The organism is Actinoallomurus sp. NPDC052274 (assembly GCF_040679475.1).
Lineage (GTDB): Bacteria > Actinomycetota > Actinomycetes > Streptosporangiales > Streptosporangiaceae > Actinoallomurus > Actinoallomurus liliacearum.
In genome coordinates this window covers 150277-175746 of record NZ_JBFAUT010000011.1, presented here as the reverse complement: position 1 = coordinate 175746, position 25470 = coordinate 150277, and the positions used below count along the sequence as shown (strand labels likewise).

Genomic DNA, 25470 nt, shown 5'->3' with positions numbered 1-25470 from the left:
CGCGGTTGCGCAGCTCAGGGGGATAGGGGGACGGACGTGCCATGACTCGATCCTCTCAGGGAATCGAGCCTCCAACAGACCCGGGACGCTTCACTTTGCTTTACCCGAATTTCTGTGAGCACCCTTCTGAGCCCTCTTTTTGGGACGCTTGCGAAGGTGCGGGGAGAGTCGCTTTCGGAGTTCTTTGGGAAGTTGCTCGCGGATCTGATCCAGGGCTTTCACCTCTAGTTGCCGGATGCGCTCACGAGTTACGCCGTAGTGGTGGCCAATCTGCTCAAGAGTCTCGGGTTCGTCACCGTTGAGGCCCAAGTGCCGACGGAGGATGTCGGTTTCTTTGTCCGGTAGAGAGGCCAGCCACGCCTCAACGGCCTGCTCGGAAATCATCTCTTGCAGGATCTCCTCCGGCCCTGGCGTGGGGTCGGGCAGGGAGAGGAAGTCACCCAGGTGGACCCCGTCCCCGACGACTCGGTCCAGGGAGTCGGTAACCCTGCTCAGCGCGCGCACCTCGTCCACCGTGCGGACGTCCAAGCCGGTGGCCAGCGCCACATCAACCGCGGTGGCAGGCTTACCGGCCCCGCGCAGCGCCGACTCCGTGGCCGCGACCTTGCGCATCTTCTCGTGCATGTGGACGGGGATGCGGATGGCCGCGCCCTCGTCGGCGATTGCCCGGGTGATCGACTGCCTGATCCACCAGGTGGCGTAGGTGGAGAACTTATGGCCCTTCCGTGGGTCGAACTTCCGGACAGCGCGGATGAGGCCGAGAGCTCCGTGCTGGGCGAGGTCTTCTTCCTCAAGCCCCTGCCCCAGGTAGCCAAGGACGATGCTGTGCACCAGCCGCGTGTTGTGCAGGATGAAGGTGTCGCGGGCGACCCTCCGGATGTTGTCGGCGGGCAAGGCCGAGAGTTCCTCGTCGGTCGGTTCGACGCCCACGTGGTCAACGCCGCCGCGTAGGAGAATGCTCAGCCCGAACTCCTCGGTTGCGCTCAGGAGGTGCCTGCCGGGATCGGTACGGAACCGGTCATCGCTGATGAGGCGCCGCGCCGCCACGACCGCACGCGGCAAGTCGTACGTCGGACCGGTGGGCTCGAGGGCCAGCTTGGGTTCGCGTCCGGACGTGGTGGCCGGTTCTGGCCGTGTGGGGGCCGACTCCCCGTCCAGGACGCCGATTCCGGCCTTCCCTGCACGCCCGGGGAGTGATTCGATCTCTTTGGCATCCAACCCGGCCAGTCTGCCGAAACGGCTCAGTTGCTCGCGCGTGACATGGCCTGTGGCGATGTGGTGGCGCACCAGTGCCAGCACGCGCTCCGACCGGTCGGGCACGGCCGTTGCGGTGGGCTCGGGGGCGACGACTCGCAGGCCGATATCGGCCAGCGCGCCGATGACGCGCTCGCGCGCTTCTGGGGTCAGCCTCATCTGCTTGGTGGCATCCTCGAAGGCACCGGCGGGCACGGCGCCGTTCACGGCGCTGCTTCTCAGTTGCCGCAGGACGCGTGCCACAGCCTGGTGAAGTCCCGGCTCACCCAGGCGCGCCGATGGCGTGTCAACGGTCATACCGACGACGTTGCCATAAGCCACCGACAACCGGGACAACCGAGTTTTCGCGTTATGCGTCTGTGTGTCTGTGAGCGTTGTTAGCGTCCGGATGTCCTGATAACACTGGAGGGGGCGGATGTTGTCACGTGAGGAAGTACTGGGGTACCTCCGTCAACAACTGATCGGGCCGGTAGGGGATGTCACGGAGCTGATCGAGGAACCGCCCAACCGGCGTTATCTGATGGGCACGCTCTACCCGCAGGACACCGACCGGCAGCAGAGCCTAACCAAGGGAGCCGAGGTCACCGAGCCTGGCGCCGCTCCAGAGGAGACGTCCGAGGAGACGCGCTTCGCGGACGACACCGTCTTGGACGCCAACGCTTGGCTGCCGTCTTCGATGGGGATCTCTCTCTACACCGACGCTGAAGAGTTGACGCTGGTCTGCCGGGGCGCTCGCTACGAGACACAGCGGGGCAAGGTTAGAAAGTGGCAGCGCGTCCCGCTAGAGGACTTCGAGGAGACATTCAAGGCCGGAGAGGTCGAGAAGGATATTTGGGGCACCCGGGCGCAGATACGCCTGCGGTGGCGTTCGTTCGCGGGCAAGCGGCTGGTGACCGTTGCGCTAGTCAATGCCAAGAAGGCCACAGGGGACCACGGGTCTCAATGGGACGAGATGCTTTTTCAGGTCTCGCTGGAAATCAGGCCGGTCGGCGGTGAGCTGCTGCAGTACCCGAGCATCCGGCTGACCAGCCGCGACTTGGAAGAGCAGGAACTGCGCCTGCAGTACCGGCACGTGGTGACGCGCGCCGTCGGCCACAGCTGCGCGGTGGACGAGATCATTGAGGACGGCCAGGTGGCCGGGCTCCGGACCCAGATGATGCCGGAGGCTGAGGTGCCAGCGATCAAGCCTGCCGGGCCGTCTGGGCTACCCGTGCTGAAGCTCGCGCACCTGTCCGAGCCGAGAGTGGCTAAATCCCAGCTACACGCCGAGATCATGGACTTCATCGGCGGCTACCGAGGATGGTGCCAGGCGCAGCGCAAGATCGACGTGCCCTCGGGGGCGCAGAAGGCGGCCGAGCGCATCTTCGACAGGTTGGATACCGCAGTCCGCAGAATGGAACTCGGCGCGGAGGCGCTGTTCAGCGACTCCTCCGGCCATGCCCTTCGCGCCTTCCGGCTGGCCAACCGGGTGATGGCGCTTCAGATGCGGCACTCGGCGTGGGACCTGGCGGGACGACGCCGGCGGCGTTCCGAGGCCGTCCCGCTGAACCCGGAGCCCTCGCCTGACGCGGCATGGCACCCGTTCCAGCTCGGATTCTTCCTGCTGTCGATCTGCGGGCTGATCGACGAGTCCCACCCCGACCGCGAGGTGGTAGACCTGATCTGGTTCCCCACGGGTGGTGGCAAGACAGAGGCGTACCTCTTTCTGGCCGCCTTCGAGATGATCCTGCGCAGGCTGCGGTATGGAGACGCCGGTGGCGGAACCGCCGTGCTCAGCCGGTACACACTGAGCCTGCTGACGACGCAGCAGTTCCAGCGCGCCGCGACGACCATCTGCGCCCTGGAGTACCTCCGGCTGGAGGAGGATCCCGTGCTCCCGGGCGGCCCGTTCAGCATCGGGCTGTGGGTCGGCGGCGGCACCACCCCCAACAAGTATGCCGAGGCTCACGAGATGTTCCGGCAGCAGCGTGAGGCCACCAGGCCGAAGGACGTCTTCATCCTGGACCGCTGTCCGTGGTGCGGCACTCAGATGATGCCCACCGCCAAGTCCACCGACATCGGCGACTACGGGGTGCGTACAACCGAGACATCCTTCCGATTCCTGTGCCCCAGGGACGAGTGCCACTTCCACGAGCGGCTGCCGGTAGCGGTGGTCGACCAGCATCTTTACGCGGACCCCCCGACATTCGTCCTCGGCACCGTGGACAAGTTCGCTCGGCTGGCCTGGGAGTCCGACGCAGGAAGCCTGTTCGGCGGCAAGCAACAGCAAGGTGGTCGTGCGTACCTGCCCCCGTCCCTGGTGATCCAGGACGAACTACACCTGCTCACCGGCCCACTAGGCACGACGATGGGTCTGTACGAGGCGGCCGTCCTCGAACTGTGCTCGTGGAATGGAGCCCGTGGGCCGAAGCTCGTCGCGTCTACCGCCACCATCCGGCGTGCGAGTGAGCAGATCCGTGGGCTGTATGGCCGCAACGTTCAACTGTTCCCCTCGGCGGGCTTGGACGCCCGCGACTCCTACTTCGCCGAACCGGACCACACCGTCCCGGGGCGCAAGTACGTCGGCGTGATGGCGCAGGGCCACACCGCAGGCCGCGCAACGGCGGTGACCGCGGCCGCCATGCTGCACGCCCCCATGGAGCTTCCTGAGGAGCACCGCGACGACTACTGGACGCTCGTCGCCTACCACCACAGCATGCGGGAGCTTGGCCGAACGCGTACTGCGGCCGGTGACGAGATCCCCGCGCAGCTGCGCGGCCTCGGCTCGCCGGGACGCCGTCGTGAACTGGCCGAACGCCAGGTGGAGGAACTGTCCAGCAACCTCGACAGATCCGAGCAGCCAAAACTCCTGGACCGTCTTGAGTTGAGTTTCGAGGACCCCAACAGCGTTTCTATGGTCGTCTGCACCAACATGCTGTCGGTCGGAGTAGACGTGAAGCGGCTGGCGCTGATGCTGATGCTCGGCCAGCCCAAGGCGACTGCGGAGTACATCCAGGCGAGCAGCCGCGTCGGGCGGCACGGCATCCCCGGGCTTGTGATCACCTTCCTCAACGCGACCCGGTCGCGTGACCGGTCGCACTACGAGACGTTCGGAACCTTCCACCAAGCTCTCTACCAGAATGTCGAGCCGACCAGCGTGACTCCGTGGTCGGTCCCGTCCCGCCGCCGAGCGCTGCATGCCGCATTGGTGATCCTTGTCCGGCACGGCCTCGGGCTGTCGGCGGACGATCAGGCCGGTGACGTCCTCCACCATGCCGGCGACCTGACCGAGGCCGCGTCCCGGCTGGCCCGCTGGGCGGCCACGGCGGACCCGTCCGCCGCCGGCGAGGCGAGGATGGATCTGGACGGCCTCCGCCGGACCTGGCTGGACGCGGCCGAGCAGGCGAGGCAGGCGGGCAAGCGTCTCTACTACAAGCCCGCGGGGAAGGCGCAGACGAGCCTGCTCAAATACTTCGACCGGCCCGGCGGTATCTGGGAGGCGCAGCATTCCATGCGGAGCGTCGACCGTGAATGCCAGGTCATCGTGAAGGGGGCCGGGGAATGAGCACCCGCAAACTACGCGTTCGGCAGGCGCAAACAGTGGCGCCTTTCGGAGTGGGCGCAATATTCGACGTCCAAGGCGAATCGTTCGTCGCGGCCGGGATCGCCGACTGGCCGCCACCACGGCAACTAGAACGAATTCACGCGCCCCGATTGGAACGGAAACTGAAGGTCACGGGCCTGTGGGCGCCGTTGCAGGCGCCGGTCGCTGACTACGACGTTCCGAACGCGTCCGGGCCTGCGTTCGTTCGCTTCCCGGCCTGGCTCTTCTGCGGATCCTGCCGGAGAATGATGCACTGGCGGATCCAGGATGAGAAGTTCGGGCATCCGCCTTACTGCGCTTTTTGCAGCCCGCAGCACAAACTCACTCCGATGCGGTTCGTTCAGATCTGCGAGGCCGGGCACTTGGGGGACGTCGATTGGTGGTACTGGGCGCACTCCGGGCTCACGCCGCAGGAACGCGATAAATGTCCGGGGCCCACGGCGCTGAGCTTCGAGGCCGGGGAAAATGCTACCGGGCTTGAGGCTCTGACGGTGCGATGCCGACACGAGGAGTGCAAGGCGGCCCGGAGGGACCTGCTCGATATTCTCGGGACGCAGAAGATGCGCTGCTGCGGGCGCAACCCTTGGGAACGGTTCAGCGAGCGGAGGGACTGCCGGGAGCGGATACAGATCGTGCAGCGAACCGCGGGCAACGTTTACTACCCCGTCGTCCATTCTGCGCTCGACATTCCGGCACCTCCCGTGCCCGCGGCGGGCGATGACGAGGTCACGCGGCGGGTCCGGGAGCACGCATTTTTCGGCACGCTGTGCCAGTCACCCGACGCGCCAGGGGCGGACAGCCTCATCGTGATCATTGCGGAGGCGGCCAAAGCCGACCCATCGCTCGTGAGGCGGTTGCTGGAGGAGGAAACCGGGCGGGCCACCGAGCCCGGGGCCGCACCCGCCGGGGAGGGACCAGATCTGAGCAGAGGCGAATGGGCCGCCTTCACCGCGGCCAGGCCCGAGCGCAGTGCCCATTTCGTCACCCACGAAGTCGGCTTGGGCTCGTCACAAGAGCCGCCGTGGACCGAGCTAGAGGCGAGGATCTCGCGGGTCGTGGTTGCCGAACGGATCCGTGAGGTCCGTGCACTCCAGGGCTTCAGCAGAGTCTCCCCGGATGGCCCGATGGTTCCGGTGGACTCCTCGGGACGCTGGCGCTGGCTGCCCGCCGTCGAGGTGTTCGGCGAAGGGATCTTCCTGACACTTGACGAGGAACGGCTCGGGCAGTGGGAGGACCGACCTGAGGTTCGTGAGCGCATCGTGGGAATGGAGGCGGACCTGGCGAAGTCGTTCCAGCGGGACCGGATCGAAGCCTTTGCCGGTTCCCGGCTCTTGCCCCGGCTGCCTTTGTTGCACACTCTGGGGCATCTTCTCGTCCGGCAGTTGTCCTTCGAGTCCGGGTACAGCGCTGCGTCTCTGCGCGAGCGGGTATACGCGCGTTCTGCGGAGGACGGTGGCCATCAGTACGGATTGCTCATCTACACGGCTTCCGGCGACGCGGAGGGCACGCTGGGTGGTCTCGCGCGTCAGGGCAACCCCGACCTGCTTCCCGAGCTTCTTCTACGGCTGCTGGAACAGGCCGCCTGGTGCTCGGCCGATCCGCTGTGCTCGGAGCACAGCGGCCAAGGGTACGGCAACCTGAACCGGGCGGCGTGCCACGCCTGCGTGCTGATCCCCGAGACCAGCTGCGAGGTGGGCAACATTCTGCTCGACCGGGTGATGGTGGTCGGCGGCTCCGGCGTTCCGGGTTTCTTCGAACCCGTCGTTCAGGCGGCTCGGGAAGAGGCAGCCAACCGGGTCGGTGCGTGGTGACCATCGGCTATCTCGACCTGCTCGCCGAGCAGCGCGTCGTGCTGGACCGTCTCGTCGAGCCTGGCCATCACCTGGTCAGCGGCCCGCCCGGGTCCGGCAAGAGCCTGCTCGCCATCCATCATGCCGCCGCGCTGGAGATCGTTGGCCGTCCCGTGACGCTGATCGCGCATTCGAAGTTGCTCAGACAGCATCTGGATGCCGATGGCGCACGGCTCGGCGCTTCGTTGCCGATCATGACCTTTCACGGCTGGGTGCATGCCTGGTATCGGGAGACAACCAGCTCGCCGCTCAGCGGGGCGAGGATCGGCGCCTTCGACTGGCACCGACTAATGTCCGCGGCCCTGCACGACACTGGACGACGGGGGCATGTCCTCGTCATCGACGAAGCGCAGGATCTCCCGCCGGAGTTCTTCGGCCTGTGCAGGGTTCTTGGGATGGAGGTGATCGCGTTCGCTGACGAATACCAGCGGATCACCAATACCCAATCCACGCTCGACGAGATCGAGAAGGCCCTTGGCGGGTGCGGTCGACTGGAGATCAGCACCAACCTGAGAAACACGCGTCCGGTCGCGGAACTCGCCCGCCATTTCTACCCGGGCCTGCACCAGCCGCCGCTACCGCATCGGGACGGGTCGATTCCGGTGCTGCTGTGGCGCCCGGAAGCACGCCGTCCATTTGCCCGCTGGCTCGCCCGCTACGCCGAGAACCATCGCACCCTCAAGATTGGAGTGGTGGCCAAGCACAGCCGTGAACAGGGGGAGTTGCTGGCGGAGATCGAGCGGGAGCGCCCCGGCCTACGACCACAGATCTATGTCGGTGCGGCCGGAGACAAGCGATACCAGAGGGTCGACCCAGATCGTCCCGGCATACGGCTAGTGAACCGGGCAAGCGTCAAGGGTCTGGAATTCGACACTGTGATCGTCCCGGATGCACACCTGGACGCGGGCGATCTTTCCAGCGTCGATCTGAAAATGTCGTACTACGTGCTCGTCACGAGGACGCGGGGAGAACTCTACATCTGCTATTCCGGTAACCAAGAACCGCCATTGTTTGGCGGGATACCGCAGCGGACCATCGTCCGGGAGGCTCTGCCCGGCTAGGCAGAAGCAAAAGCACGAACGCCGACGTTGTCTAACTGTTGCACGCCCTCGCGTGGAGGATATCGCATGCAGGACCCTTCGGACTCGATGGAGATCGCCGCGCCTGAGGAGAACGGCCAGAGCGATACCGCCGACTCACCTGTTGTGGACGATCAAACACCCAACTCGGACATCGACTCGACAACGGCATCGACGGTTATAGCGGAGGTGCTCCCAGGGGCTGCTGTCGTCTTCGGTGAGATCCCACATGAGCTCAAGCTCGATCTGATCCACTTTGGGCTTGTGCCGGCCGCCGACCGCAAGCAGATATCCACAGTCCTCGCCTCGATCGGAAACACGGCGGCTGTGGCCGGCAACCTCGAAAACGCATTCGCCAGCGTGCAAGGGCTCTACAGGATCACCGACGCGACACGGGCCCTGCTGAAGGCCGGCGGAACGCTCGCCACCAAGGACGGCGCGAACCTCGGAACAGTGATCTCCTCTAGTGGCCTCGCTCAGGCCCGCTTCATCCCCGTTACTGCGGTGAGCGCGGCGCAGACCGCGGCCGCGGTCGGGCCAGCGCTAGCCATGGTCGCCCTTCAGATGCAGCTGAGTGAGGTCACAGGCCTCGTCAGGACCAACATCGCGCTGACAAGCCAGGTACTCGCGACTATCCGCCGCGAGCAGTGGGCCGAGCTGACGGGGCTCGTTGCCGCCGTCGATTGCGCAGTTGACAAAGCGCGAGAGGTTGAATCGGTCCCGACGACCCTGTGGGACACCGTCGCGGGCAAAGAGGCGGACCTGCGTAAGCAGCTTGAACTGTACCGACTCAACGTCGGCAATCACGGCCGGCAGATTCATCGGCTCGACACACATGGCCGCCGTGAGTATCTCGAGACGAACGCCGAGGCAATCCTCTTCGACGCCAACGCCCTGCTGTCTTCCGTCAAGGCCTGGACCGGGTATCAGGCGCTCCACGCCGCGCGGGCGAGAGCCGCTGGACCCGAAGACGCTGGCGAGGCGCGGCTCGTCGACGCCATTGCGCGCCACACTGGCAAGGAGCTCGGCTCCGCTCTCACCGAGACGGCGAGCCTCGTCGACTCGCTGACGCGGGAGCTACGAATCATCGCCGAACTCCCCGGCCGCGCAACGGTGCCGCTGACCCGGAACCGAAAGGACTCGAAGGCCGCCCGCCTAACCTGCACCCAACTTCTCAAGGCGATCCAGCCTCTTGCCGATGCTCTCCATCCCCCAGCCCCTCCGCTCGAAGTTCCGGAGGTCGTCTGCGCGCCCGAATCGCTGGATCTCGAGCCGTACCTTCGCATCCTGCGATGGTTCCTCGAGGACGGTGAGACCCTCCGTGTCCTCGGCTTCCCCGACCAGCTCGATGCCCTCGATCCACTTTCTGCGATCTTCAGCGTAGCGAAGGAGAAGCTGGCGGCAGCAATCGATAAGGCGGCGGCAAAGACACTGGTCGCCGTCACGGATCGCCGCATCATCACGGCCAAGACCAACACATTCCTTGAGCAAGGCGAGATCGGCCAGGACATCCCGATTGACCGAGTGCGATACGTCCGAGCGCCCGCACAGGACGGAAGCGGGCGTTCGGCGATCGACCTCATCACGCGCGACGAGAACATCCGGTGGCTCTTCCACGCTGACATTGACAATACTCAGGTGGACGCGCTCGCCGCCGTGCTTGCCGAGTCAATGACGATTCCGGACGTTGAACGCGATGAGCTTCAACGGCGCCGCTACGCCGCCATCGAGGCGGGCAAGAAGGGCGAGAGTACTGGCACGAGGTCTACCGAACCGATTGAGTCCGAGGCCGCGACCGGCGATGCCGAGCAGGACTCGAGCCAATAGAAGCCGGGGTCGCAGCCGAGCGGGCACGATCGATAGGGCGAGTGAGCAGCTTTTCCCGCGTGATCGATGCTCGCTCGCTCCACTTGGTGGGCAGTGGCGTGCGGCGGACCTGCGCAGACATCGACGCCGCCTCGCGGATCACGTCCGCACCCGGCTCCAGGGAGCCCCGAAACGCCCGCTCATCGGCATGACAGCGCGTCCGACGACCGACATCGGCAGGTTGTCTCTGTCCAGTGCTGCGGACGAACGCAAAGTGGGGCGAGTCCCTCAGGCGCCGAGCGAACCTGTCAGGTTGAACTTGCCCTGCTTGATGTCCTCGATGAACGCCGCCCAAGCCGACGACGTAAACGCCAGCGTCGGCCCGCTTGGGTCCTTGGAATCGCGTACGAGACGCAAGGTGTCCAGCATCGCCGCTTCGACACAGCCTTCCCCGGCGTCGCTGTGGGTGCTCTTGCGGAAGACGACCTGGGGTCTGTTGCGGTCGGTCACGCGCTCTCCCTCTGCAATCACTGTCCCGCCAGCCGCGCGAGCAGCGTCAGCGACTTCTCTGGGCTGAGAGCCGTTGCCTGCATCTGCTCGAACGCGAGGGCGTGGGTGTGGACCCGCCCTTCGTCCTCAACGTACAGAGCGCCTGTCACATTCTCGACATAGACGACGTTCGGGAAGTACTGCTCGGGGAACTGCAGGGTCGAGAAAGAACCTGCAACACCGGGATGGACACCGGCGGCCGCCGGCATCACTTGGAGCATGACGTTCGGCAGCTCCGCCAGCTCGAGGAGCCGCGCGAACTGCGCTTGCATGACCTCGGCGCTGCCGCAGACCCTGTGGAGTACGGCTTCGTCGATGATCGACCAGAAGCGCAAAGGCTGATCCCGATCGGTGAGCACAGCCTGTCGCGCCATCCGTACGGCCACCCTACGGTCGACCTCCGCGGGCGGTTTGAAGCGCATCAGCGCAGCTTTGATGACGTTCCGAGCGTAGTCCTCTGTCTGGAGGAGACCGTGGATCACACCCATGCTGTAGCAGCTCAGCGCCTCGGCCTCGGCTTCCAGCCCGATGTAGGTGGCGTAGTCGGTACTCAGCGGCTCCGTGTCCCACCAGTCGCGTTGACGCGCGGCCCTGGCGAACGTGATCAGGGCGTCACGCCGGCGTCCCGCGATCCCGTACAGGTCGAGAACTCCCTGAACCTCGGATGCAGCGACACGTCGCATGACGGTTTCGATCCGCGACAGCTTGGTCTTGCTCCAGCCGAGTTGTTCGGCCGCTTCTTCGAGCGTCAGCCCGCTCGCCTCGCGTAGGCGCCGTAGTTCGGCGGCCAGTCGCCGCTCGCGCACTGTGGGTTGCCGTGTGGACACTCGCGTCAGTCTGCCCAGCGGCGCAGGCGGCAGCAACCGCGTTCACGCTCATGGGCGCGATAGATCTTGAAATTATTTCTTGAAACAGTTGCGGATACTCTCCCACGCCCTGCACGATGCGTTCAGAGTCAAGGACGGAGAGTGAGGATGGCGATCGGCGTGAGAAGGCAAGAGGGATTTTCGATCACTCTGGTCAGCCCGTCGGTTGGAGAGGACGTACCAACCAGGTACCGACCGCTCTCATCCCCACACAGAAATTCAAGAGCTCGGTGGGGCGGAGCCCCCGACCCGCCCCACCGGTCAAATCGCTGCGGTCCCGGCCAACGCTCATGAGGTCAGGAATGGTCTCGGCCGGGGCCGCAGCCGACATGGGAGGAGTGTCCGAATGTCCATTTCCCCCATCGACGTCCACAGCGGTCTCGCGGATGAGTCCGACGCCATGCGCTGGCGCCGGACGTTCCCTGGCCGTACCGATCAGTCTCGGCCCGCCCGCCACTTCGTCGCGTTCCTTCTGGCCGGGTGCCCGCTCGCCGACGACGCCGTCTCCGTGACGGGTGAGCTGGTGGCCAACGCCCTGACGCACACCCACTCCGCGAAGCCCGGCGGACTCTTCGTCGTCGAGGTACGACGCTGGCGAGGGGGTGCGGCCGTAGCCGTGACCGACCAGGGCGGTACGAGCGAACCGAGGATACGCGAGGCCGGCTGGCTGGCAGAGTCCGGACGAGGACTCCACTGTCAATCCCCTGAAAGCGTGGAGACGGTGTTATGCCACTTCGGCCCTGAGCTGGGCGGTTGAGGCCCTCCGCTGTTCTGCCATCTGATGCTCGAACATGATCGGGGCGAGCCCGTCGTTGGCGCTGTGTCTCCTGCTGGTGTTGTAGAAGTCGGCGATCCAGGTCGAGATCTTGATGCGGGCCTCGGCGCGGGTGGTGAAGTGGTGACGGTGTGCGAACTCGACCTTGAGCGTGCTGTTGAACGCCTCGGCGGCGGCATTGTCCAGGGCGCAGCCGACCCGGCCCATCGACTGGGTGATGCCGTGCCGGCGGCACGCGTCCGCGGTCTTGGCCGCGGTGTACTCCGACCCGCGATCGGTATGGAAGATCACCCCGTCGACGTCCCCGCCGCGCGTGGTGGCGGCCATCTGCAGCGACGCGACTACCAGGGCCGCGTCGTGGTGAGCCGACATGGCGTGGCCGAGCAGGCGGCGAGAGAACAGGTCCTCGGTCGTCGCCAGGTAAAGCGGCCCCTCGTCGGTGTCGATCTGCGTCACGTCCCCGCACCACAGCACGTCCGGCGCCACGGCCGTGAACTTACGGCGCACCAAATCCGGCGCGGCCGGACGCCTTCCCTGACGCGTCAGCGACCTGCGCCGTTTGGGTACCCGCCCGGCCAGGCCGAGCTCGACCATCCGAGCGGCGACGGTGTTGGTCGACACCGTCCACCCCTCATCTCGCAGGTCACGGGCGATCCGCGGGGACCCGTAGGTGCCGCCCGAGGCGGTGAACAGGCGTCTGATCTCGGTATCGAGCCGGTCCCGCCGCTGCTCGCGAGCGGTCGGCTTGCGGTTGATCCACTTGTAGAACCAGGACTGGGAGACCTCCAAGGCCCGGCAGGCGATCGCGTGCGGGATGCCGTGCTTGGTCCTCTGGGACGCGATGAACTCCGCCACGATCACTGGTTCATCGAGTCCTTCACCCACAGAACCACTGATCGCTTGAGAACCTCACGCTCCATCTCAAGCTCGGCACGGTCCTTCTCCCACTGCGCCCGCTCGGCCCGCAACCGGGCCAGTTCCTCGCGCTCGGACTCGCCCAGCCCGCCACCGGCAGCCTGGTCCTGGCTCTGCTCGCGGTCGGCCTGCACCCAGTTGTGCAGCGTGTACGGGCTGATCCCCAGATCACGCGCGACCTGCGCGACCGGCTTTCCGGTCTCCTTAACGATCCGCACCGCCCCGGCACGGAACTCCGGATCAAACCGGCGTCTTTGTTCTCCCACGACCCAACCATCTCTCTGGTTCAGGTCTCCACGCTACGAGGGGAAGCGCAGAGGCGGGAGCGGCGCGATGAGCGCGCCGCAGCTCTACACGCCGGTCGAGGCTGCGGAATTGCTCAAAGTCCCGGAATCGTGGCTGCGGAAGAAGGCTGCCGCTCGGGCGATCCCATGCACGTTTCTCGGCAAGCACCTGCGTTTCAGCGACGACGACCTGGAGGCGATCATCAGGTCCGGCTCAAGACCGCCGGTCAGGTCGAGCTCTCGTCTGCGCCCGAGCTCCGCAGGTCGAAGCAGCCGGACCGAAACGGAGTGAAAGAAGGTGAGGCGATGGCGTACGCGCAACGACACGGCAAGGGATGGAGGGCGCGGTACAAGAAGCCGGACGGGAGTTGGGGCTCCCGGTCGGGCTTCGAGACCAAGGCAGCCGCCGAGGCGTGGGGAGAGGACCAGGAGTCGCTGATCCGGCGGCACCTGTGGATCGATCCTCAAGAGTCCGAGACGCCCTTCGGGACGTTCGCTGAGGCCTGGCTGACCGGTTCTCGGCTGGCCATCACAACACAGGCCAAGTACCGGTCCTACCTGGACAACCACGTCCTCCCGCAGTGGGAGGACTGGCCGCTCATTCAGATCTTCAACAACCATATGGAGGTGCAGGGGGCTGGGTCAACGAGCTTCACGACGAGCTCGCCGAACCGACGGTGGCGTCGGTCTTCGCGCTGTTCTCCACGATCATGAATGTGGCGGTACGGGCGCGGAAGATCCCGGCCAGCCCTTGCCAAGGCATCCGGGTCACTACAGGGGAGTACGAGGCCGACCGGCAGGTGGCGACCCCGGCGCAGTTCCTGCGCGCGGCCGTCCGGCTGCACGACAGCTTCGGCTACGCCGGCTTCGTGCTGACGCTGATGGACGGCTACACCGGAGCCCGCTGGTCGGAACTGGTCGGCCTCCAGCCACACGAGTACGACGAGATCAACAAGGCGATCCGTGTCCAGGAACCGCTCACCGAAACCGGAGGCACTCTGGCCAAGGCCAAGCGGACGAAGACGCCCGCCGGGAAACGCTGGGTCCAACTCCCGCCATTCCTGGCCGAGATGTACGAAGCGCTGCTGGACGACTGCATCCACCCCTACGTGTTCGTGGGGGAGAAGGGCGGGAATCTGCGGCGCGGCAACTTCAGGCAGCGGTTCTGGCGGCCGGCCTGGGACGGCGACCCGGACAACCCCGATCCGGGCAAGCGGCTCGCGCCGGTGCTCCCGGGGTTCACCTTCCATGAGGGGCGTCACACGCAGCGGACGTGGCTGGCCGAGGACGGCATCCCCGAGGTCGCGCGAGCGGCCCGTCTGGGACACAAGATGCCCGGCATGGCCCGCGTCTACGAGCATGTGACCCCGGCGATGAAGCGCCGGGTGCTGGAAACGCTCCAGGAGCGTTGGGAGTCGTCCCTGCTGGCCCTGCGCGGCCGGGAGCGGAAGCGGCTCCTCGTGCTCCACCCGCAGATGGAAGAACAGATCAATCGACTGACGGCGCGGCGACAGGCCGAGGCGAGCGAGGGCGACAAGATCATCGCCCAAATATCGCCCAGACAAGCCTGAAGCCCCGCCTCTCTGGAAGAGAAGCAGGGCTCCTGACCTGCACTTTCACGTGGTGGGCGATACTGGGATTGAACCAGTGACCTCTACCGTGTCAAGGTAGCGCTCTCCCACTGAGCTAATCGCCCTCGCGAAGCAGAGTGTGCTTCAGAGGTGGAGACGGGATTTGAACCCGTGTACACGGCTTTGCAGGCCGTTGCCTCGCCTCTCGGCCACTCCACCGTGAGGCCTTGGGAAGACCTCTCCGAGCGGACGACGGGATTCGAACCCGCGACCCTCACCTTGGCAAGGTGATGCTCTACCAGCTGAGCCACGTCCGCGTGTCTCGGGGGCGTCCCCCCTCGGCAACGGGGTAAACACTAGCGGATACTCGGCCCCACCCCCAACTCGATTGGTCCGGCCCGCGTCGCGGGTCGATCTTTCGACGTCCGTCTAAGCGTGCGCGGCGTACGGTCGAACCATGCGAGCACCGTACGACTCGGACATCGCGCCGGTGGCAGCGCTGCTGGCGGACCGTACGCGCGCGTCGATGCTGACGGCCCTCCTCGATGGGCGCCCGCTCGCCGCGGGAGAGCTGGCCAGGACCGCCGGGGTCAGCGCGGCGACGGCCAGCTCTCACCTGGCCAAGCTGCTGGACGGGGATCTCGTGACCGTCGTACGGCAGGGACGGCACCGCTACTACCGCCTTAAGGGCGCGGAGGTGGCCGCCGTGATCGAGGCGATCAGCCGGATCAGCCCGGACGTCGAGGTCCGCAGCCTGCGCCAGTCCCGGCAGGCGCGCGCGCTTCAGGAGGCCCGTACCTGTTACGACCACTTGGCGGGCCGCGCCGGCGCCGCGCTGTTCGAGGCGATGCTCAGCCGCGATCTGCTCGAGACCGTCGATTCGTCGTTCAACGATCCCGCGGCGTCCGCGTACGAGGTGACGGACAAGGGGGAGCGGCAGCTGTCCTCGATCGGCGTCGACGTCGCCGGGCTGCGCCGGGCGCGCCGGAGGTTCGCCGGGCACTGTCTGGACTGGACCGAGCGCCGCCCGCATCTCAACGGAGCGCTCGGCGCGGCGCTCACGGCCCGGATGATCGAGGACGGCTGGTTCGAGCGCGGGTCGGCGCGGCGGGCGCTGCTCGTGACCGAGAAGGGCCGGAGCCGGCTGGCCGACGTCTTCGGCTGTGTCCTCGCCTGAGCGGCCGATTCCGTGGCCGCCCGGCCCTTTTCCGCTCCTGATGGAACCGCAGGCCGCGCCGCTGTGTCCGATATACGGCACGTTGCCGCGTCCAATATCTCTCACTCAGGAGGTTTGAGAGGCTTGGACACATTAAGGTGTCGCGTGCGTCGCAGCGACGTTCCGGCGCGGAGGGGTGACGAGATCGGTGAGCGGGGAGCGTAAGTTCTTCCGTCGTGATCGGCTGACCGGGCTGATCGCGATCGGAGCGGTCGGGGTGTTGTGCGTGGCCGCCGTCGTCTTCGGAGTCGGAATGGCCAGCGCGAAGTACCATCTCGCCGATGTCGGCGGCTGGCTGACGTCATCCAAGAAGGGCGAACTCGTCCACGTCAACGGCCTGTCGGGCAAGGTCGACGGCAAGGTCACCCTGTCCGGCACCGCCGGCCACAAGATGCGGGTGATCCAGCAGAACGGCGTCGTCCTCATCGTGGACGAGACGACCGGCGTGGTCAGCCGCGTCGACCCGGCCCACCTCAACGTCGTCCAGGGCGTCTCCTACCGCGGCGCGGCCGGCATGCAGGTCGTGTCCGGGTCCGGCGCCGCGTACGCGCTCGACCAGGTCAAGGGCAGCGTGCAGCGCCTGGACCCGATGACCCTGGCCACGCAGGGCGACCCGATCAGCCTCACCGGACCGCTCGGTTCGGCCGCCATCGACGGCAACGCGACGCTCTGGGTGCCGGTGCCCGCCAACGGGCAGGCGGCGTCCGTGCAGAACGGCCGTCAGGGACAGCCGATCGGGGTCGGACGGGCCGGTGACGACCTGTCCCTGACGATCGCGGCCGGGTCCGCGGTCGTCACCGACTTCACCACGGCGGAGAGCCTCGTCCTTGGCGACGGCGGTGTCCGGGTGAAGATCAAGCTGCCGTCCATCGTCGCCCAGCTCGGCAAGGGCAAGGTGACCGCGCCGCCCGTGACCACGGAAGGGCAGCTCGTTCCCCTGCTGGCCGGTAAGTCGCTGATCGTGGTGAACTCGGGCAGCGGCTCGGTGAGCAGCGTCTCTCTCCAGCTGCCGCAGCACCAGCTCACGACCCCGCAGGTGCTCGGACAGCGGGTCTACATTCCGGACCAGACCTCGGGCAGCCTCCTGGTGTACGACTCCGCGACGAACCGGATGGCTCCGGAGGTCCCGGTCACCGGAAAGCCCGGTCCGCTCGAGGCGTTCGTCAAGGACGGCCTGCTCTGGGTGAACAACCCTGACAGCCCCAAGGGCGTCGTGGTCGACGGGTCCGGCGAGCACAAGCCGGTGCAGAAGTACACCGGGAAGGTGCCCGGCGGAGCCGAGAACCCGATCCCTAAGGGGACCGACGACGGCCAGGACAACACCGGGCAGGACAACGGAGACAACGGGGACAACGGGGACACGGGGCAGGACAACGGCGGGAACGACAACGGGGGGAAGGACAAGGGAGGTCACGGCAGGCTGCCGACGCCCCGGCTCCCGGTCCACCCGACGCTTCCGCGGCCGACGATCAAGCTGCCGACCAAGCCCCCGAAGACGACACCGATCAAGCCAGCGGAGACGCCGACGGCGCACCCGACGGACACGCCGAAGGTCACGCCGCCGAACAAGCCGACCAACCTGCGGGCGGCGGCGCAGCCGGACGGGAGCATCAAGGTCGACTTCCAGCCCGGCGGCGGCGGGAAGGCGACCGGCTACAAGCTCATCACGCCGAGCGGCCTGACCGCCACGCCCGCCAGGATCGCCGCGGACGGTCCGGACTACACGTTCACCGCGAAGGGCGGAACCTGCGGCACCGAGTACGTGTTCGCGGTCGCGGCGACGTACCAGAACGGCGACCACGAGTCGGACGTCGAGTCGGACCAGTCCGACCCGACCCTGTCCTGCACGCAGCCGGACGCGCCGAGCGGCGTCACGGGCACCGGGACCACGCAGGGCGCGAAGATCAGCTGGCAGGCCCCGCCGAACGCCACGGGCGTGACCTACAAGCTCCAGGTGACCGGCCCGAAGAGCTACACCAAGAGCAACTTCTCCGGCACGTCGGTGACGATCCCGACCATCTGGAAGAACGGCTCGTACAGCATCCGGGTGACGGCCTCCAACGGCGCCGGCGGCAAGACCGCCAGCGTGACCAGGGCGCTGGCCGGCCCGTCGCACACCTACGGCATCCACAACGGCGGCAACCCGAACGAGTCCAGCAAGATGTGGGCGCAGGCGAGTCCCAACAGCACCGTCGTCGAGTACATCAAGAACGCCAACAGCCAGACGGTGGTGGTGGACTGCCAGAAGATCGGGGTTCAGTACAACCACCCGAACGGCAAGGCGGCGTTCAGCGGCAAGCTGTACGACCACGTCAACCACAAGGGCAACATCGGATACATGATCGGCTACCTGCCCGTCACGCCGCACTCTCCGTGGCAGGAGCTCGCCGGGCCGACCATCTGGGAGTGTGCCGGCTGATGACGGCCGAGATGCACCGGGCGTCCGACACGGACGCCCTGGCGGGACGCTTCGCGCAGTTGTTCGGCGCGCTGGCGGGCAACATCGAGCGGGTCATCCGCGGCAAGCGGGAGAACGTCGAGCTGGCGCTGTTGTGCCTGCTCAGTGAGGGACATCTGCTGCTGGAGGACGTGCCGGGGGTCGGCAAGACCACCCTGGCCCGTACGATCGCGGCGAGCGTCGACGCGCGCTGGACGCGGATCCAGTTCACGCCCGACCTGCTGCCGTCCGACGTCACCGGCGTGTCGATCTTCAACCAGTCGAACAACCAGTTCGAGTTCCACCCCGGCCCGATCTTCGCCAACATCGTCGTCGCCGACGAGATCAACCGTGGTTCGCCCAAGACCCAGTCGGCGCTGCTGGAGGTCATGGAGGAGCGGCGCGTCACCGTGGACGGGCAGCCGAATCCGGTGCCCCGCCCGTTCATGGTGATCGCGACGCAGAACCCGGTGGACATGGACGGCACGTACCCGCTGCCGGAGGCGCAGCTCGACCGGTTCCTCATGAAGATCTCGATGGGGTACCCCGACCACGCCTCGGAGGTCGCCGTGCTGGCCGGCACGCCGACGGGGCCGCTGATCGACCAGCTCTCGAAGGTGGCCGGCCGGGACGACATCAAGAACATGATCGACTTCGCGGGCCGGATCCACGTCGCGCCGCCGCTGTACGACTACCTCGTGCAGGTCGTCGCGACGACGCGTCAGCACCCCGACATCCGCCTGGGCGCCAGTCCCCGCGCCAGCCTCGCGCTGCTGCGCGCCGTACGCGTGCGGGCCGCGGCCGCCGGCCGGTCGTTCGTCGTCCCCGAGGACGTGAAGTCCCTCGCGGGGCATGTCATCGCGCACCGGCTCATGCTGACGCCGGAGGCGGAGCTGCGCGGCCGTACCGCCCCGGAGCTCGTCGCCGAGGCCCTGTCCCGGGTGCCGGTGCCGCAGTCCACCGGGGCCTGAGGTGCTCACGCCCGTCGGCTGGGGGGTCGCCGTGGCCTCCGCGGTGCTGTACGCCGTCGGCGCCGTCCTCGGCTACCCCGAACCGGTGGCCCTCGCGGTCGGCGGATTCCTCGCCGTCGTGACGGCGGTGCTGTGGACGCTGCCGCAGCCCAGCCTCACCGTCGTACGGGAGGTCACGCCGGACCGGGTGGCGCGCGGCGAGCCGGCCACCGGCGTGCTGCACGTCACCAACACCGGCCGGGCGCGCCGGGCGGGGATGCGGGCGTACGACGCGTGCGGCGGCGGGCGGATCGACGTCCGGGTGCCCGTGCTGCGCCCCGGAAGGGCCGAGACGATCCGCTACGCGCTGCCGACCGACCGGCGCGGGGAGATCCCGGTGGGGCCGCTGCGGCTGGTCCGCGCCGACCCGTTCGGGCTGGCCCGGCGGGTCCGGGAGTACGGCGAGCCCCGCACCCTCCTGGTCCGCCCGCACACGGTGGCCCTGCCGCTCCTGCCCTCGGGGCGCAACCACCACCTGGAGGGGCCGACGTCGGACACCGCGCCGGCGGGCACGGTGACCTTCCACGCGCTGCGCGAGTACGCCATGGGCGACGACCTGCGCCACATCCATTGGCGGTCGAGCGCGCGCACCGGCACGCTCATGGTCCGCCAGCTCGTCGACGCGAGCATGCCGCAGACGACGGTCGTCGTGGACACCGACGCCGGCGTCTACGCCGACGCGGACGACTTCGAGCTGGCGGTGGACGCGGCGGCGTCCATCGCGGCCGGCGCGGCACGCATGAACTTCCCGGTCCGCGTCCTCACCGCGGACGGGCCGCTCGTGGAGACCCGTGGCGGTGCCCGCGACGTCGAGGAGCTCCTCGACCGGCTGGCCGGCCTGTCCCGTACGGACGGCGCGCACGGCGCGGTCGAGGTCGCCCGGCGCGTACGGGCGGGCGGGGCGCTGGTCCTCGTCACCGGCGGGCGCGGGGAGGTCTCCCGGACCGGGGCGCTGCGCCGGCGGTTCGACCGTGTGGTGTGCGTACGCGTCCGGCCCGAAGCCCCCGGACCGAGCCTGCCCGGCGTCGCGCTGATCGAGATCTCCGACCTGGCGGAGCTGCTCGTCGCGTGGAAGGGCGCCACGCGATGACGACGACGGCGGCCCCCGCCGAGCGGGGCACCGACGCGCCGCCCGCGCCCCGCCGGGTGCTGCGGGTACGGCTGATCACCGCGCTCGTCATCGTCACCGCGCTGGCCGGCGTCGGCGGCGCGGCGTTCCACCGGGTGTTCACGCTCGGCGACCTCGTGCCCGTGGTGACGGTCGCGGCGGTCAGCCCGGTGCTGCTCGTGGCACTGCTGTCCTGGCCGCGGCGCCGGACCTGGCCGCTGTGGATCTCCGTCCTGGTCACCGCGGTGGCCTGGACGCTCGTCGCCGCGCTGACGCTGTTCCACGGCGACTTCACGGTGGTGGGCGGGGCGCTGCGCGATTCCTTGAAGGGGACGCTGACCTCGCTGCTGCCCGCCCCCGGCCGTCCCGAGCTGCTCGTCCTGCCGCACGCGCTCGTCTGGCTCGCGGCGTTCGCGGGGGCCGAGCTGAGCCTGCGCACCAGGATGAAGGCGACACCGGCGCTGCCCGCGGTGGCCGTCTTCTGCGTCGCCCTGCTGCTCGGCGTGCACGGCCCCGGGTCGAATCTCCCCGTCGCCGCCGGGCTCGTCGGGCTCGTCGGCGCCCTCATGATCGTACGGAGCGGCGGGCGGCCGCTGTGGCTGCTCGCCGGCGTCCCGGCCGCGGCCGCCATCGGGCTGCTGGCCGCGGCCGTCGGACCGTACCTGCCGATCAAGAGCGCGGCGTACGACCCGCGGGCGACGGTCAAGGCGCCGCCGCCGCAGCAGCGGGACAGCATCAGTCCGCTCGACCGGGTGTCGGCCTGGCTGCAGACCCCCGACCAGCAGATGTTCATCGTTCACGCCAACGCGCCCGAGGACTGGCGGATCGCCGTCCTGGACCGTTTCGACGGCGTCACGTGGACCTCCGGCGCGCGGTTCGTCCCGGCCGGCAACCGCATCCCCGACGGCGTCACCGTCGGCCGTACGAGGGTCGTCCAGCGCTTCACCATCCAGGACCTGCCCGGCGTGTGGGTGCCGGCCGCGGACCGGCCCCGGACCATCGAGGGCCTGGCGGTGGCGACCGATCCCGGCAGCGGCGTGCTCGCCACGGCGGAGCCGCTGCACTCCGGCCAGGCGTACACGGTCACCTCGATGGTGCCCGACTACGATCCCGGCCGGCTCGCGGCCGCCCAACCCGCGCGGGACGCCGAGGCCCAGGCCGCCACCGACCTCCCGGAGACACCGGGGACCACCGCGAAGACCGCCGAGGTCCCGCCGTTCCGCCGGCTCGCCCAGCAGATCACCAAGGACCAGGACACGGCGTTCGGGCGCGCCGCAAAGCTCGCGGACTACCTCCGTCGCGCCGCCAAGTATGACGTGTCCGGCCTGCCCGGCCACACCTACGCGCAGTTGCGCTACTTCCTCGGTAGTTCCAAGCGCGGCACCTCGGAGCAGTTCGCCACGGCCTACGCCGTCATGGCGCGCTCGCTGGGACTGCCGACACGTGTCGTCGTCGGCTTCCGGCCCGGCGTCGGCGGCAACGGCGCCTGGCAGGTCCGCTCCGGTGACGTGCTCGTCTGGCCCGAGGTCGACTTCGCGGGGCTCGGCTGGGTGCCGTTCTTCCCCACCCCCGAACAGGCCGGCGCCTCGGGCAAGTCGGCCTCGGTACCGGCGGGGGAGACGCAGCAGAAGCTGGAGGCGGCGCAGAAGAGCGCGGCGGCGGCCCGCAAGAAGGACACCGGATCGGGCCAGAAGGGCGCGTCGCCGCCCAAGACCCCGACCCGGCGGCCGCACAAGACGTCATCGACGCCGCCGTGGCTGTACGGCCTGGTCGCGGTCCCGGTCCTGCCGACGGTCTACCTCCTCGGCGTGCTGATCGTTCCCGTCCTGCGGCGGCGGCGCAGGCGCGGCGGCGCCACACCGGCCGAACGGATCACCGGGGCCTGGGCGCAGACCCGCGAGGCGCTGGGCGCGGTCGGCCTGCCCGCCGCGACCGCCCTGACCGCCCATGAGGTGGCCGCTTTCGGCGCCCAGCGGATCTCCGGGGCCGAGTCGCACCTGCGCCCCCTCGCCGACCTCGTCAACCGGTCGCAGTACGCCGCGACACCGCCCGGACCGGACACGGCCGAGGCCGCGTGGCGGCACACCGACGAGATCGGCCGGCTCGTCCGGCGGACCGTCGGCCCGCTGCGACGCCTGATCCGCCGCCTGCACCCCGGTTCCCTGCGCCTGCGCTGATCACCGGGGCGGCCGGGCGGTCACTGGGTCGTGGCGCCTCGGATGCACTTCGGCTTGGACCACGCGATCGCCGCCGCCTGCCCGTCGCTCTGCCCGATGGCGACCAGCGCGCCGACCGAGAAGCAGTACCCGCGCTGGGCGTCCAGGCCGGAGAGGTTCACGGTCGTCGAACGCGGCGCCAGCGGCTGCGGGGGCGTCTGCTCTCCCGATCCGTCGGACTGCTGCACCCAGATCGGGTAGTTGTTGTTCTTGGCGATCTTCCAGTGCAGGACCACGATCTGCCCCTTGTCGACCGCGCGCAGGCCCCAGGGGGTCGCGGCGATCATCACCTGGGACGGGACGGCCACCGGAGTGGGCGAAGCGGACGTCCGCGACGCGGTCGGCGTCGGCTTCGCCGTCGGCGTATCCTTCGTGCCGCCGCCGACCTTCCCGAGCACCAGGAAGCCGCCGATGCCGATGGCCGCTCCACCCACCAGGACGGCGAGCACGGTGGCCACGATGGCGCCCGGCCCACCCTTCCGGTCGTTCGCCGGCGTGCCGGTCGGATCGGCGCGCCCGGCGGTCGCCGGCTGCGCCTGCGGCGCGGCCTCAGGGCGAGGCGGTGCGGACACCGGCTCCGCACCGAACGGGCGGGACATCGGGTCGTGATCGGGCCAGGCGCTCGGCGTCTGCGGGAGCCCGGGCATCGGCGGGTGCGCGAGTCCGGCGCTCGGCACACCGGGCGGGGCGGCGATCGGGGGGACCGCGGGCGGCTGGACCGCGGGCGGCTGGACCGGCCGCGGTCCGGACACGTCCGGATGCTCCGCCGGCAGGTGCGGTGGGGTGTACTGCTGGGCCAGCAGGTCGAAGCCGGGGCCGGTGAGCCCGGAGTGGTCCGGCTCCGCGACCTGCGGGGTCGAGGTGGGCGCCGGTGTGATCGAGTCGCTGCCCGCCAGCTCCGTCATCGGAAGCCCGAGCTCGATCTGCAGCTCCTGCAGCCGGTGGGCGAACTCCACGGCGCTGGGATACCGCTCGGCGGGCGTCTTCGCCATCGCCTTGGCGATGACCTCATGAACCTGGGGCGGGACGTCATGGCGCGGGATCGGCGGCGGCGGATCGTTGAGGATGCGCATCATCAGCGCGCTGATCCCGCTGGTCCCCGCCTTGAACGCCGGGCTGCCCGCCAGCAGCTGGTACAGGCTCGAGGCCAGCGAGTACACGTCCGAGGTGACCCCCGGCGGCTCGCCGTTGACGACCTCCGGCGCCGCGTGGTGCGGCGTGAACGCGGTGGTGTGCGTGGCCTCCGACGAGCCGGTGAGCCGGGCGATGCCGAAGTCCGCGAGGGCCGGCTCGCCGTACTTGGAGACCAGGATGTTCTGCGGCTTGACGTCGCGGTGCAGCACCCCCGCCTCATGCGTGGCGGCCAGGGCGCCGGCGATCTTCACACCGGCCCGCAGGACGTCCGGTAGCGGGAGCGGTCCCTCGCGTGACAGCCGGTCCCGCAGCGACCCCCGCTGGAAGTAGTCCATCGCGATGAACGGGCGCCCGTCGTTGGTCACGCCGGTGTCCAGCACGGTGACGACGTTCGGATGGCCGGTGAGCCGACCGGTGATCTGGCACTCCCGCTCGAACCGGCGCATCGTGTCGTCGTCGACGGCGTCGACGGACAGCACCTTCAGCGCGACGATGCGGTCCAGGCGCTGCTGCTCGGCGCGGTAGACGACGCTGAACCCGCCCTCGCCCACCCGCTCCAGGATGCGGTAGCCGGGCACCTGGTCGATCATTCGGTCTCTTCTTCGTTGGAACGGCTGAGGCTGACGGGATGAATCGTGTCGATGGTAATGCCTGTTTCAGGCTGTTCGCTGGGTTCGCGAAGGTTGATCCACAACGTCGTTCGACGCCGGAACGGACCCCGGCGTTCCCGCGGGCGAGGACCGTTGATCGGCGGCGCTCCGCCGCGCGTAATCGGCTCGAACCAGGTGCGTGCGGGTCGTAGTGTGGGGTTCGGCCGGGCGTCCAGCCTGGCGAAGCAGGGGAGAACCGGGCCAAAAGGGCCCGGAGTGGAGAGGTGGCTTTCGCAGTGGCCGAGCTCAGCTCCCAGACCGGGAACGTCCCGGTGTGGATCAATGGAGAACTGTACGCCCCGGAGAACGCTCGGGTGTCGGTCTTCGATCACGGCATCCTCGTCGGCGACGGCGTGTTCGAGACGGTGAAGGCCGTACGCGGGGAGGCCTTCGCCCTGACCCGCCATCTGCGGCGGCTCGCCGTCTCCGCGGCCGGCCTGGGACTGCCCGAGCCGGACCTGGACGCCATCCGCCGGGGCACGCTGGCCGTCCTCGCCGCCGCGCCGTCATGGGACCTCGCCCGGATCCGGATCACCTTCACCAGCGGTGTGGGCCCGCTCGGCTCCGACCGCGGCTCCGAGGGCGCCACGGCGATCGTCGCCGTCGCCGAGCAGACGCCGTTCCCGCCCACCGCCGACGTCTCCGTCGTGCCGTGGCCGCGCAACGAGCGCGGTGCCCTCTCCGGCCTCAAGACCACGTCGTACGGCGACAACGCCAAGGCCCTCGCCTACGCCCACGAGCACGGCGGGGCAGAGGCGATCTTCGGCAACCTCGCCGGCAACCTCTGTGAGGGCACCGGCTCCAACGTCTTCATCGTCCGCGACGGCCGTCTGACCACGCCTCCGCTGTCCTCCGGCTGCCTCGCGGGCATCACCCGGGCGCTCGTGCTCGAGTGGGCCGGCGGCGAGGAGGAGGACCTGCCGCTGGAGGAGTTCGCCACCGCCGACGAGGCGTTCCTCACGTCCACGACCCGCGACATCCAGCCGATCCGCGCCGTCGACGGCAAGGTCTTCCCCTCGGCGCCCGGCTCGGTCACCCGTAAGGCGATGGAGGTCTTCGCCGCGCGCGGCGCCGCCGACCTCGACCCGTGACAGGCGTACGGCCCCGCACCATGGGTGTGGGCCAGCGCTGGGAGGCGCCTGGTGCGGGGCCGTACGGTCCGTGCGG

General features: G+C 68.6%; 20 protein-coding genes and 3 tRNA genes. 14 read left to right on the top strand and 9 right to left on the bottom strand.

Annotated elements, in window-relative coordinates:
* Positions 1 to 90 precede the first annotated feature (90 nt).
* The gene (locus tag AB0K82_RS13065; protein ID WP_364396020.1) at positions 91 to 1551 is read right to left on the bottom strand and encodes a sigma-70 family RNA polymerase sigma factor; all 1461 of its coding nucleotides are present in this window, start codon (positions 1549 to 1551) and stop codon (positions 91 to 93) included.
* Between the two features lie 118 nt (positions 1552 to 1669).
* On the opposite strand from AB0K82_RS13065, the gene AB0K82_RS13060 reads away from it, so the two are divergent.
* The 4 genes from AB0K82_RS13060 to AB0K82_RS13045 all read left to right on the top strand — a co-directional run bounded on the left by AB0K82_RS13060 (position 1670) and on the right by AB0K82_RS13045 (position 9593).
* The gene (locus AB0K82_RS13060) at positions 1670 to 4798 is read left to right on the top strand and encodes a helicase-related protein (protein WP_364396018.1); all 3129 of its coding nucleotides are present in this window, start codon (positions 1670 to 1672) and stop codon (positions 4796 to 4798) included.
* Positions 4795 to 6648 carry a DUF1998 domain-containing protein gene (locus AB0K82_RS13055; RefSeq protein WP_364396016.1) on the top strand — a complete coding sequence of 618 codons (1854 nt, stop codon included), beginning with the start codon at positions 4795 to 4797 and terminating at the stop codon, positions 6646 to 6648. The genes AB0K82_RS13060 and AB0K82_RS13055 overlap by 4 nt, the downstream gene beginning before the upstream one ends.
* Entirely contained in the window at positions 6642 to 7748 is a 1107-nt protein-coding gene (locus AB0K82_RS13050; protein ID WP_364396014.1) for an AAA family ATPase, read from the top strand. The genes AB0K82_RS13055 and AB0K82_RS13050 overlap by 7 nt, the downstream gene beginning before the upstream one ends.
* A gap of 66 nt (positions 7749 to 7814) precedes the next feature.
* On the top strand, positions 7815 to 9593 hold the full coding sequence (locus tag AB0K82_RS13045; RefSeq protein WP_364396012.1) for a hypothetical protein: 1779 nt from the start codon (positions 7815 to 7817) through the stop codon (positions 9591 to 9593).
* A gap of 267 nt (positions 9594 to 9860) precedes the next feature.
* Here the strand turns inward: AB0K82_RS13045 and AB0K82_RS13040 are convergent, their stop codons facing one another.
* Positions 9861 to 10082, bottom strand: a complete 222-nt coding sequence (locus AB0K82_RS13040) for a DUF397 domain-containing protein (RefSeq protein WP_364396010.1) — start codon at positions 10080 to 10082, stop codon at positions 9861 to 9863.
* Between the two features lie 17 nt (positions 10083 to 10099).
* Positions 10100 to 10948, bottom strand: coding sequence for a helix-turn-helix transcriptional regulator (locus AB0K82_RS13035; RefSeq protein WP_364396008.1), 849 nt, complete (start codon positions 10946 to 10948; stop codon positions 10100 to 10102).
* 385 nt (positions 10949 to 11333) lie between these two features.
* Here AB0K82_RS13035 and AB0K82_RS13030 point away from each other — a divergent pair, with 385 nt between their 5' ends.
* Positions 11334 to 11744, top strand: a complete 411-nt coding sequence (locus AB0K82_RS13030; RefSeq protein WP_364396007.1) for an ATP-binding protein — start codon at positions 11334 to 11336, stop codon at positions 11742 to 11744.
* Here the strand turns inward: AB0K82_RS13030 and AB0K82_RS13025 are convergent.
* On the bottom strand, positions 11712 to 12617 hold the full coding sequence (locus AB0K82_RS13025; protein WP_364396005.1) for an IS3 family transposase: 906 nt from the start codon (positions 12615 to 12617) through the stop codon (positions 11712 to 11714). The two genes, AB0K82_RS13030 and AB0K82_RS13025, sit on opposite strands and share 33 nt — an antisense overlap.
* A gap of 2 nt (positions 12618 to 12619) precedes the next feature.
* Positions 12620 to 12943, bottom strand: coding sequence for a transposase (locus AB0K82_RS13020; protein WP_364396003.1), 324 nt, complete (start codon positions 12941 to 12943; stop codon positions 12620 to 12622).
* Positions 12944 to 13010: 67 nt separating this feature from the next.
* Between AB0K82_RS13020 and AB0K82_RS13015 the strand changes: the two genes are divergently transcribed.
* From AB0K82_RS13015 to AB0K82_RS13005, 3 genes are read left to right on the top strand one after another with little or no spacing between them, the layout of a single operon-like run.
* The gene (locus AB0K82_RS13015) at positions 13011 to 13253 is read left to right on the top strand and encodes a helix-turn-helix domain-containing protein (protein ID WP_364396001.1); all 243 of its coding nucleotides are present in this window, start codon (positions 13011 to 13013) and stop codon (positions 13251 to 13253) included.
* A gap of 14 nt (positions 13254 to 13267) precedes the next feature.
* Positions 13268 to 13675, top strand: a complete 408-nt coding sequence (locus tag AB0K82_RS13010; protein WP_364395999.1) for a hypothetical protein — start codon at positions 13268 to 13270, stop codon at positions 13673 to 13675.
* Positions 13676 to 13677: 2 nt separating this feature from the next.
* On the top strand, positions 13678 to 14532 hold the full coding sequence (locus tag AB0K82_RS13005; protein ID WP_364395997.1) for a tyrosine-type recombinase/integrase: 855 nt from the start codon (positions 13678 to 13680) through the stop codon (positions 14530 to 14532).
* Positions 14533 to 14582: 50 nt separating this feature from the next.
* Here the strand turns inward: AB0K82_RS13005 and AB0K82_RS13000 are convergent.
* The 3 genes from AB0K82_RS13000 to AB0K82_RS12990 all read right to left on the bottom strand — a co-directional run bounded on the left by AB0K82_RS13000 (position 14583) and on the right by AB0K82_RS12990 (position 14849).
* Positions 14583 to 14657: transfer RNA gene (locus tag AB0K82_RS13000), tRNA-Val, on the bottom strand.
* 23 nt (positions 14658 to 14680) lie between these two features.
* Positions 14681 to 14751 (bottom strand) — tRNA-Cys (locus AB0K82_RS12995).
* A gap of 25 nt (positions 14752 to 14776) precedes the next feature.
* Positions 14777 to 14849, bottom strand: a tRNA-Gly gene (locus tag AB0K82_RS12990).
* A gap of 140 nt (positions 14850 to 14989) precedes the next feature.
* Here AB0K82_RS12990 and AB0K82_RS12985 point away from each other — a divergent pair.
* The 5 genes from AB0K82_RS12985 (at position 14990) to AB0K82_RS12965 (ending at position 22480) form a co-directional block, all read left to right on the top strand.
* Complete coding sequence (locus tag AB0K82_RS12985) at positions 14990 to 15709, top strand: winged helix-turn-helix domain-containing protein (protein ID WP_364395995.1); 720 nt, start codon at positions 14990 to 14992, stop codon at positions 15707 to 15709.
* 187 nt (positions 15710 to 15896) lie between these two features.
* Complete coding sequence (locus tag AB0K82_RS12980) at positions 15897 to 18167, top strand: hypothetical protein (protein ID WP_364395993.1); 2271 nt, start codon at positions 15897 to 15899, stop codon at positions 18165 to 18167.
* Complete coding sequence (locus AB0K82_RS12975) at positions 18167 to 19156, top strand: MoxR family ATPase (protein WP_364395991.1); 990 nt, start codon at positions 18167 to 18169, stop codon at positions 19154 to 19156. The genes AB0K82_RS12980 and AB0K82_RS12975 overlap by 1 nt, the downstream gene beginning before the upstream one ends.
* 1 nt (position 19157) lies before the next feature.
* Positions 19158 to 20285, top strand: coding sequence for a DUF58 domain-containing protein (locus tag AB0K82_RS12970; RefSeq protein WP_364395990.1), 1128 nt, complete (start codon positions 19158 to 19160; stop codon positions 20283 to 20285).
* A complete protein-coding gene (locus tag AB0K82_RS12965) occupies positions 20282 to 22480 on the top strand; it encodes a DUF3488 and transglutaminase-like domain-containing protein (RefSeq protein WP_364395989.1) in 2199 nt (732 codons plus the stop codon). Before AB0K82_RS12970 ends, AB0K82_RS12965 begins: the two co-directional genes overlap by 4 nt.
* Before the next feature lie 20 nt (positions 22481 to 22500).
* Here AB0K82_RS12965 and AB0K82_RS12960 read toward each other — a convergent pair whose 3' ends face one another.
* A complete protein-coding gene (locus AB0K82_RS12960) occupies positions 22501 to 24243 on the bottom strand; it encodes a serine/threonine-protein kinase (RefSeq protein ID WP_364395987.1) in 1743 nt (580 codons plus the stop codon).
* Between the two features lie 284 nt (positions 24244 to 24527).
* Here AB0K82_RS12960 and AB0K82_RS12955 point away from each other — a divergent pair, with 284 nt between their 5' ends.
* Positions 24528 to 25394, top strand: a complete 867-nt coding sequence (locus AB0K82_RS12955; RefSeq protein ID WP_364395985.1) for an aminotransferase class IV — start codon at positions 24528 to 24530, stop codon at positions 25392 to 25394.
* The last annotated feature ends 76 nt before the right edge of the window (positions 25395 to 25470 follow it).

What these genes read in the sequence shown, in the direction of transcription:
- AB0K82_RS13065 (WP_364396020.1), bottom strand. Translation starts at nt 1,551, where the DNA reads ATGACCGTTGACACGCCATCGGCGCGCCTGGGTGAGCCGGGACTTCAC.
- AB0K82_RS13060 (WP_364396018.1), top strand. Translation starts at nt 1,670, where the DNA reads ATGTTGTCACGTGAGGAAGTACTGGGGTACCTCCGTCAACAACTGATC.
- AB0K82_RS13055 (WP_364396016.1), top strand. Translation starts at nt 4,795, where the DNA reads ATGAGCACCCGCAAACTACGCGTTCGGCAGGCGCAAACAGTGGCGCCT.
- AB0K82_RS13045 (WP_364396012.1), top strand. Translation starts at nt 7,815, where the DNA reads ATGCAGGACCCTTCGGACTCGATGGAGATCGCCGCGCCTGAGGAGAAC.
- AB0K82_RS13030 (WP_364396007.1), top strand. Translation starts at nt 11,334, where the DNA reads ATGTCCATTTCCCCCATCGACGTCCACAGCGGTCTCGCGGATGAGTCC.
- AB0K82_RS13015 (WP_364396001.1), top strand. Translation starts at nt 13,011, where the DNA reads ATGAGCGCGCCGCAGCTCTACACGCCGGTCGAGGCTGCGGAATTGCTC.
- AB0K82_RS13010 (WP_364395999.1), top strand. Translation starts at nt 13,268, where the DNA reads ATGGCGTACGCGCAACGACACGGCAAGGGATGGAGGGCGCGGTACAAG.
- AB0K82_RS12985 (WP_364395995.1), top strand. Translation starts at nt 14,990, where the DNA reads ATGCGAGCACCGTACGACTCGGACATCGCGCCGGTGGCAGCGCTGCTG.
- AB0K82_RS12975 (WP_364395991.1), top strand. Translation starts at nt 18,167, where the DNA reads ATGACGGCCGAGATGCACCGGGCGTCCGACACGGACGCCCTGGCGGGA.
- AB0K82_RS12965 (WP_364395989.1), top strand. Translation starts at nt 20,282, where the DNA reads ATGACGACGACGGCGGCCCCCGCCGAGCGGGGCACCGACGCGCCGCCC.
- AB0K82_RS12960 (WP_364395987.1), bottom strand. Translation starts at nt 24,243, where the DNA reads ATGATCGACCAGGTGCCCGGCTACCGCATCCTGGAGCGGGTGGGCGAG.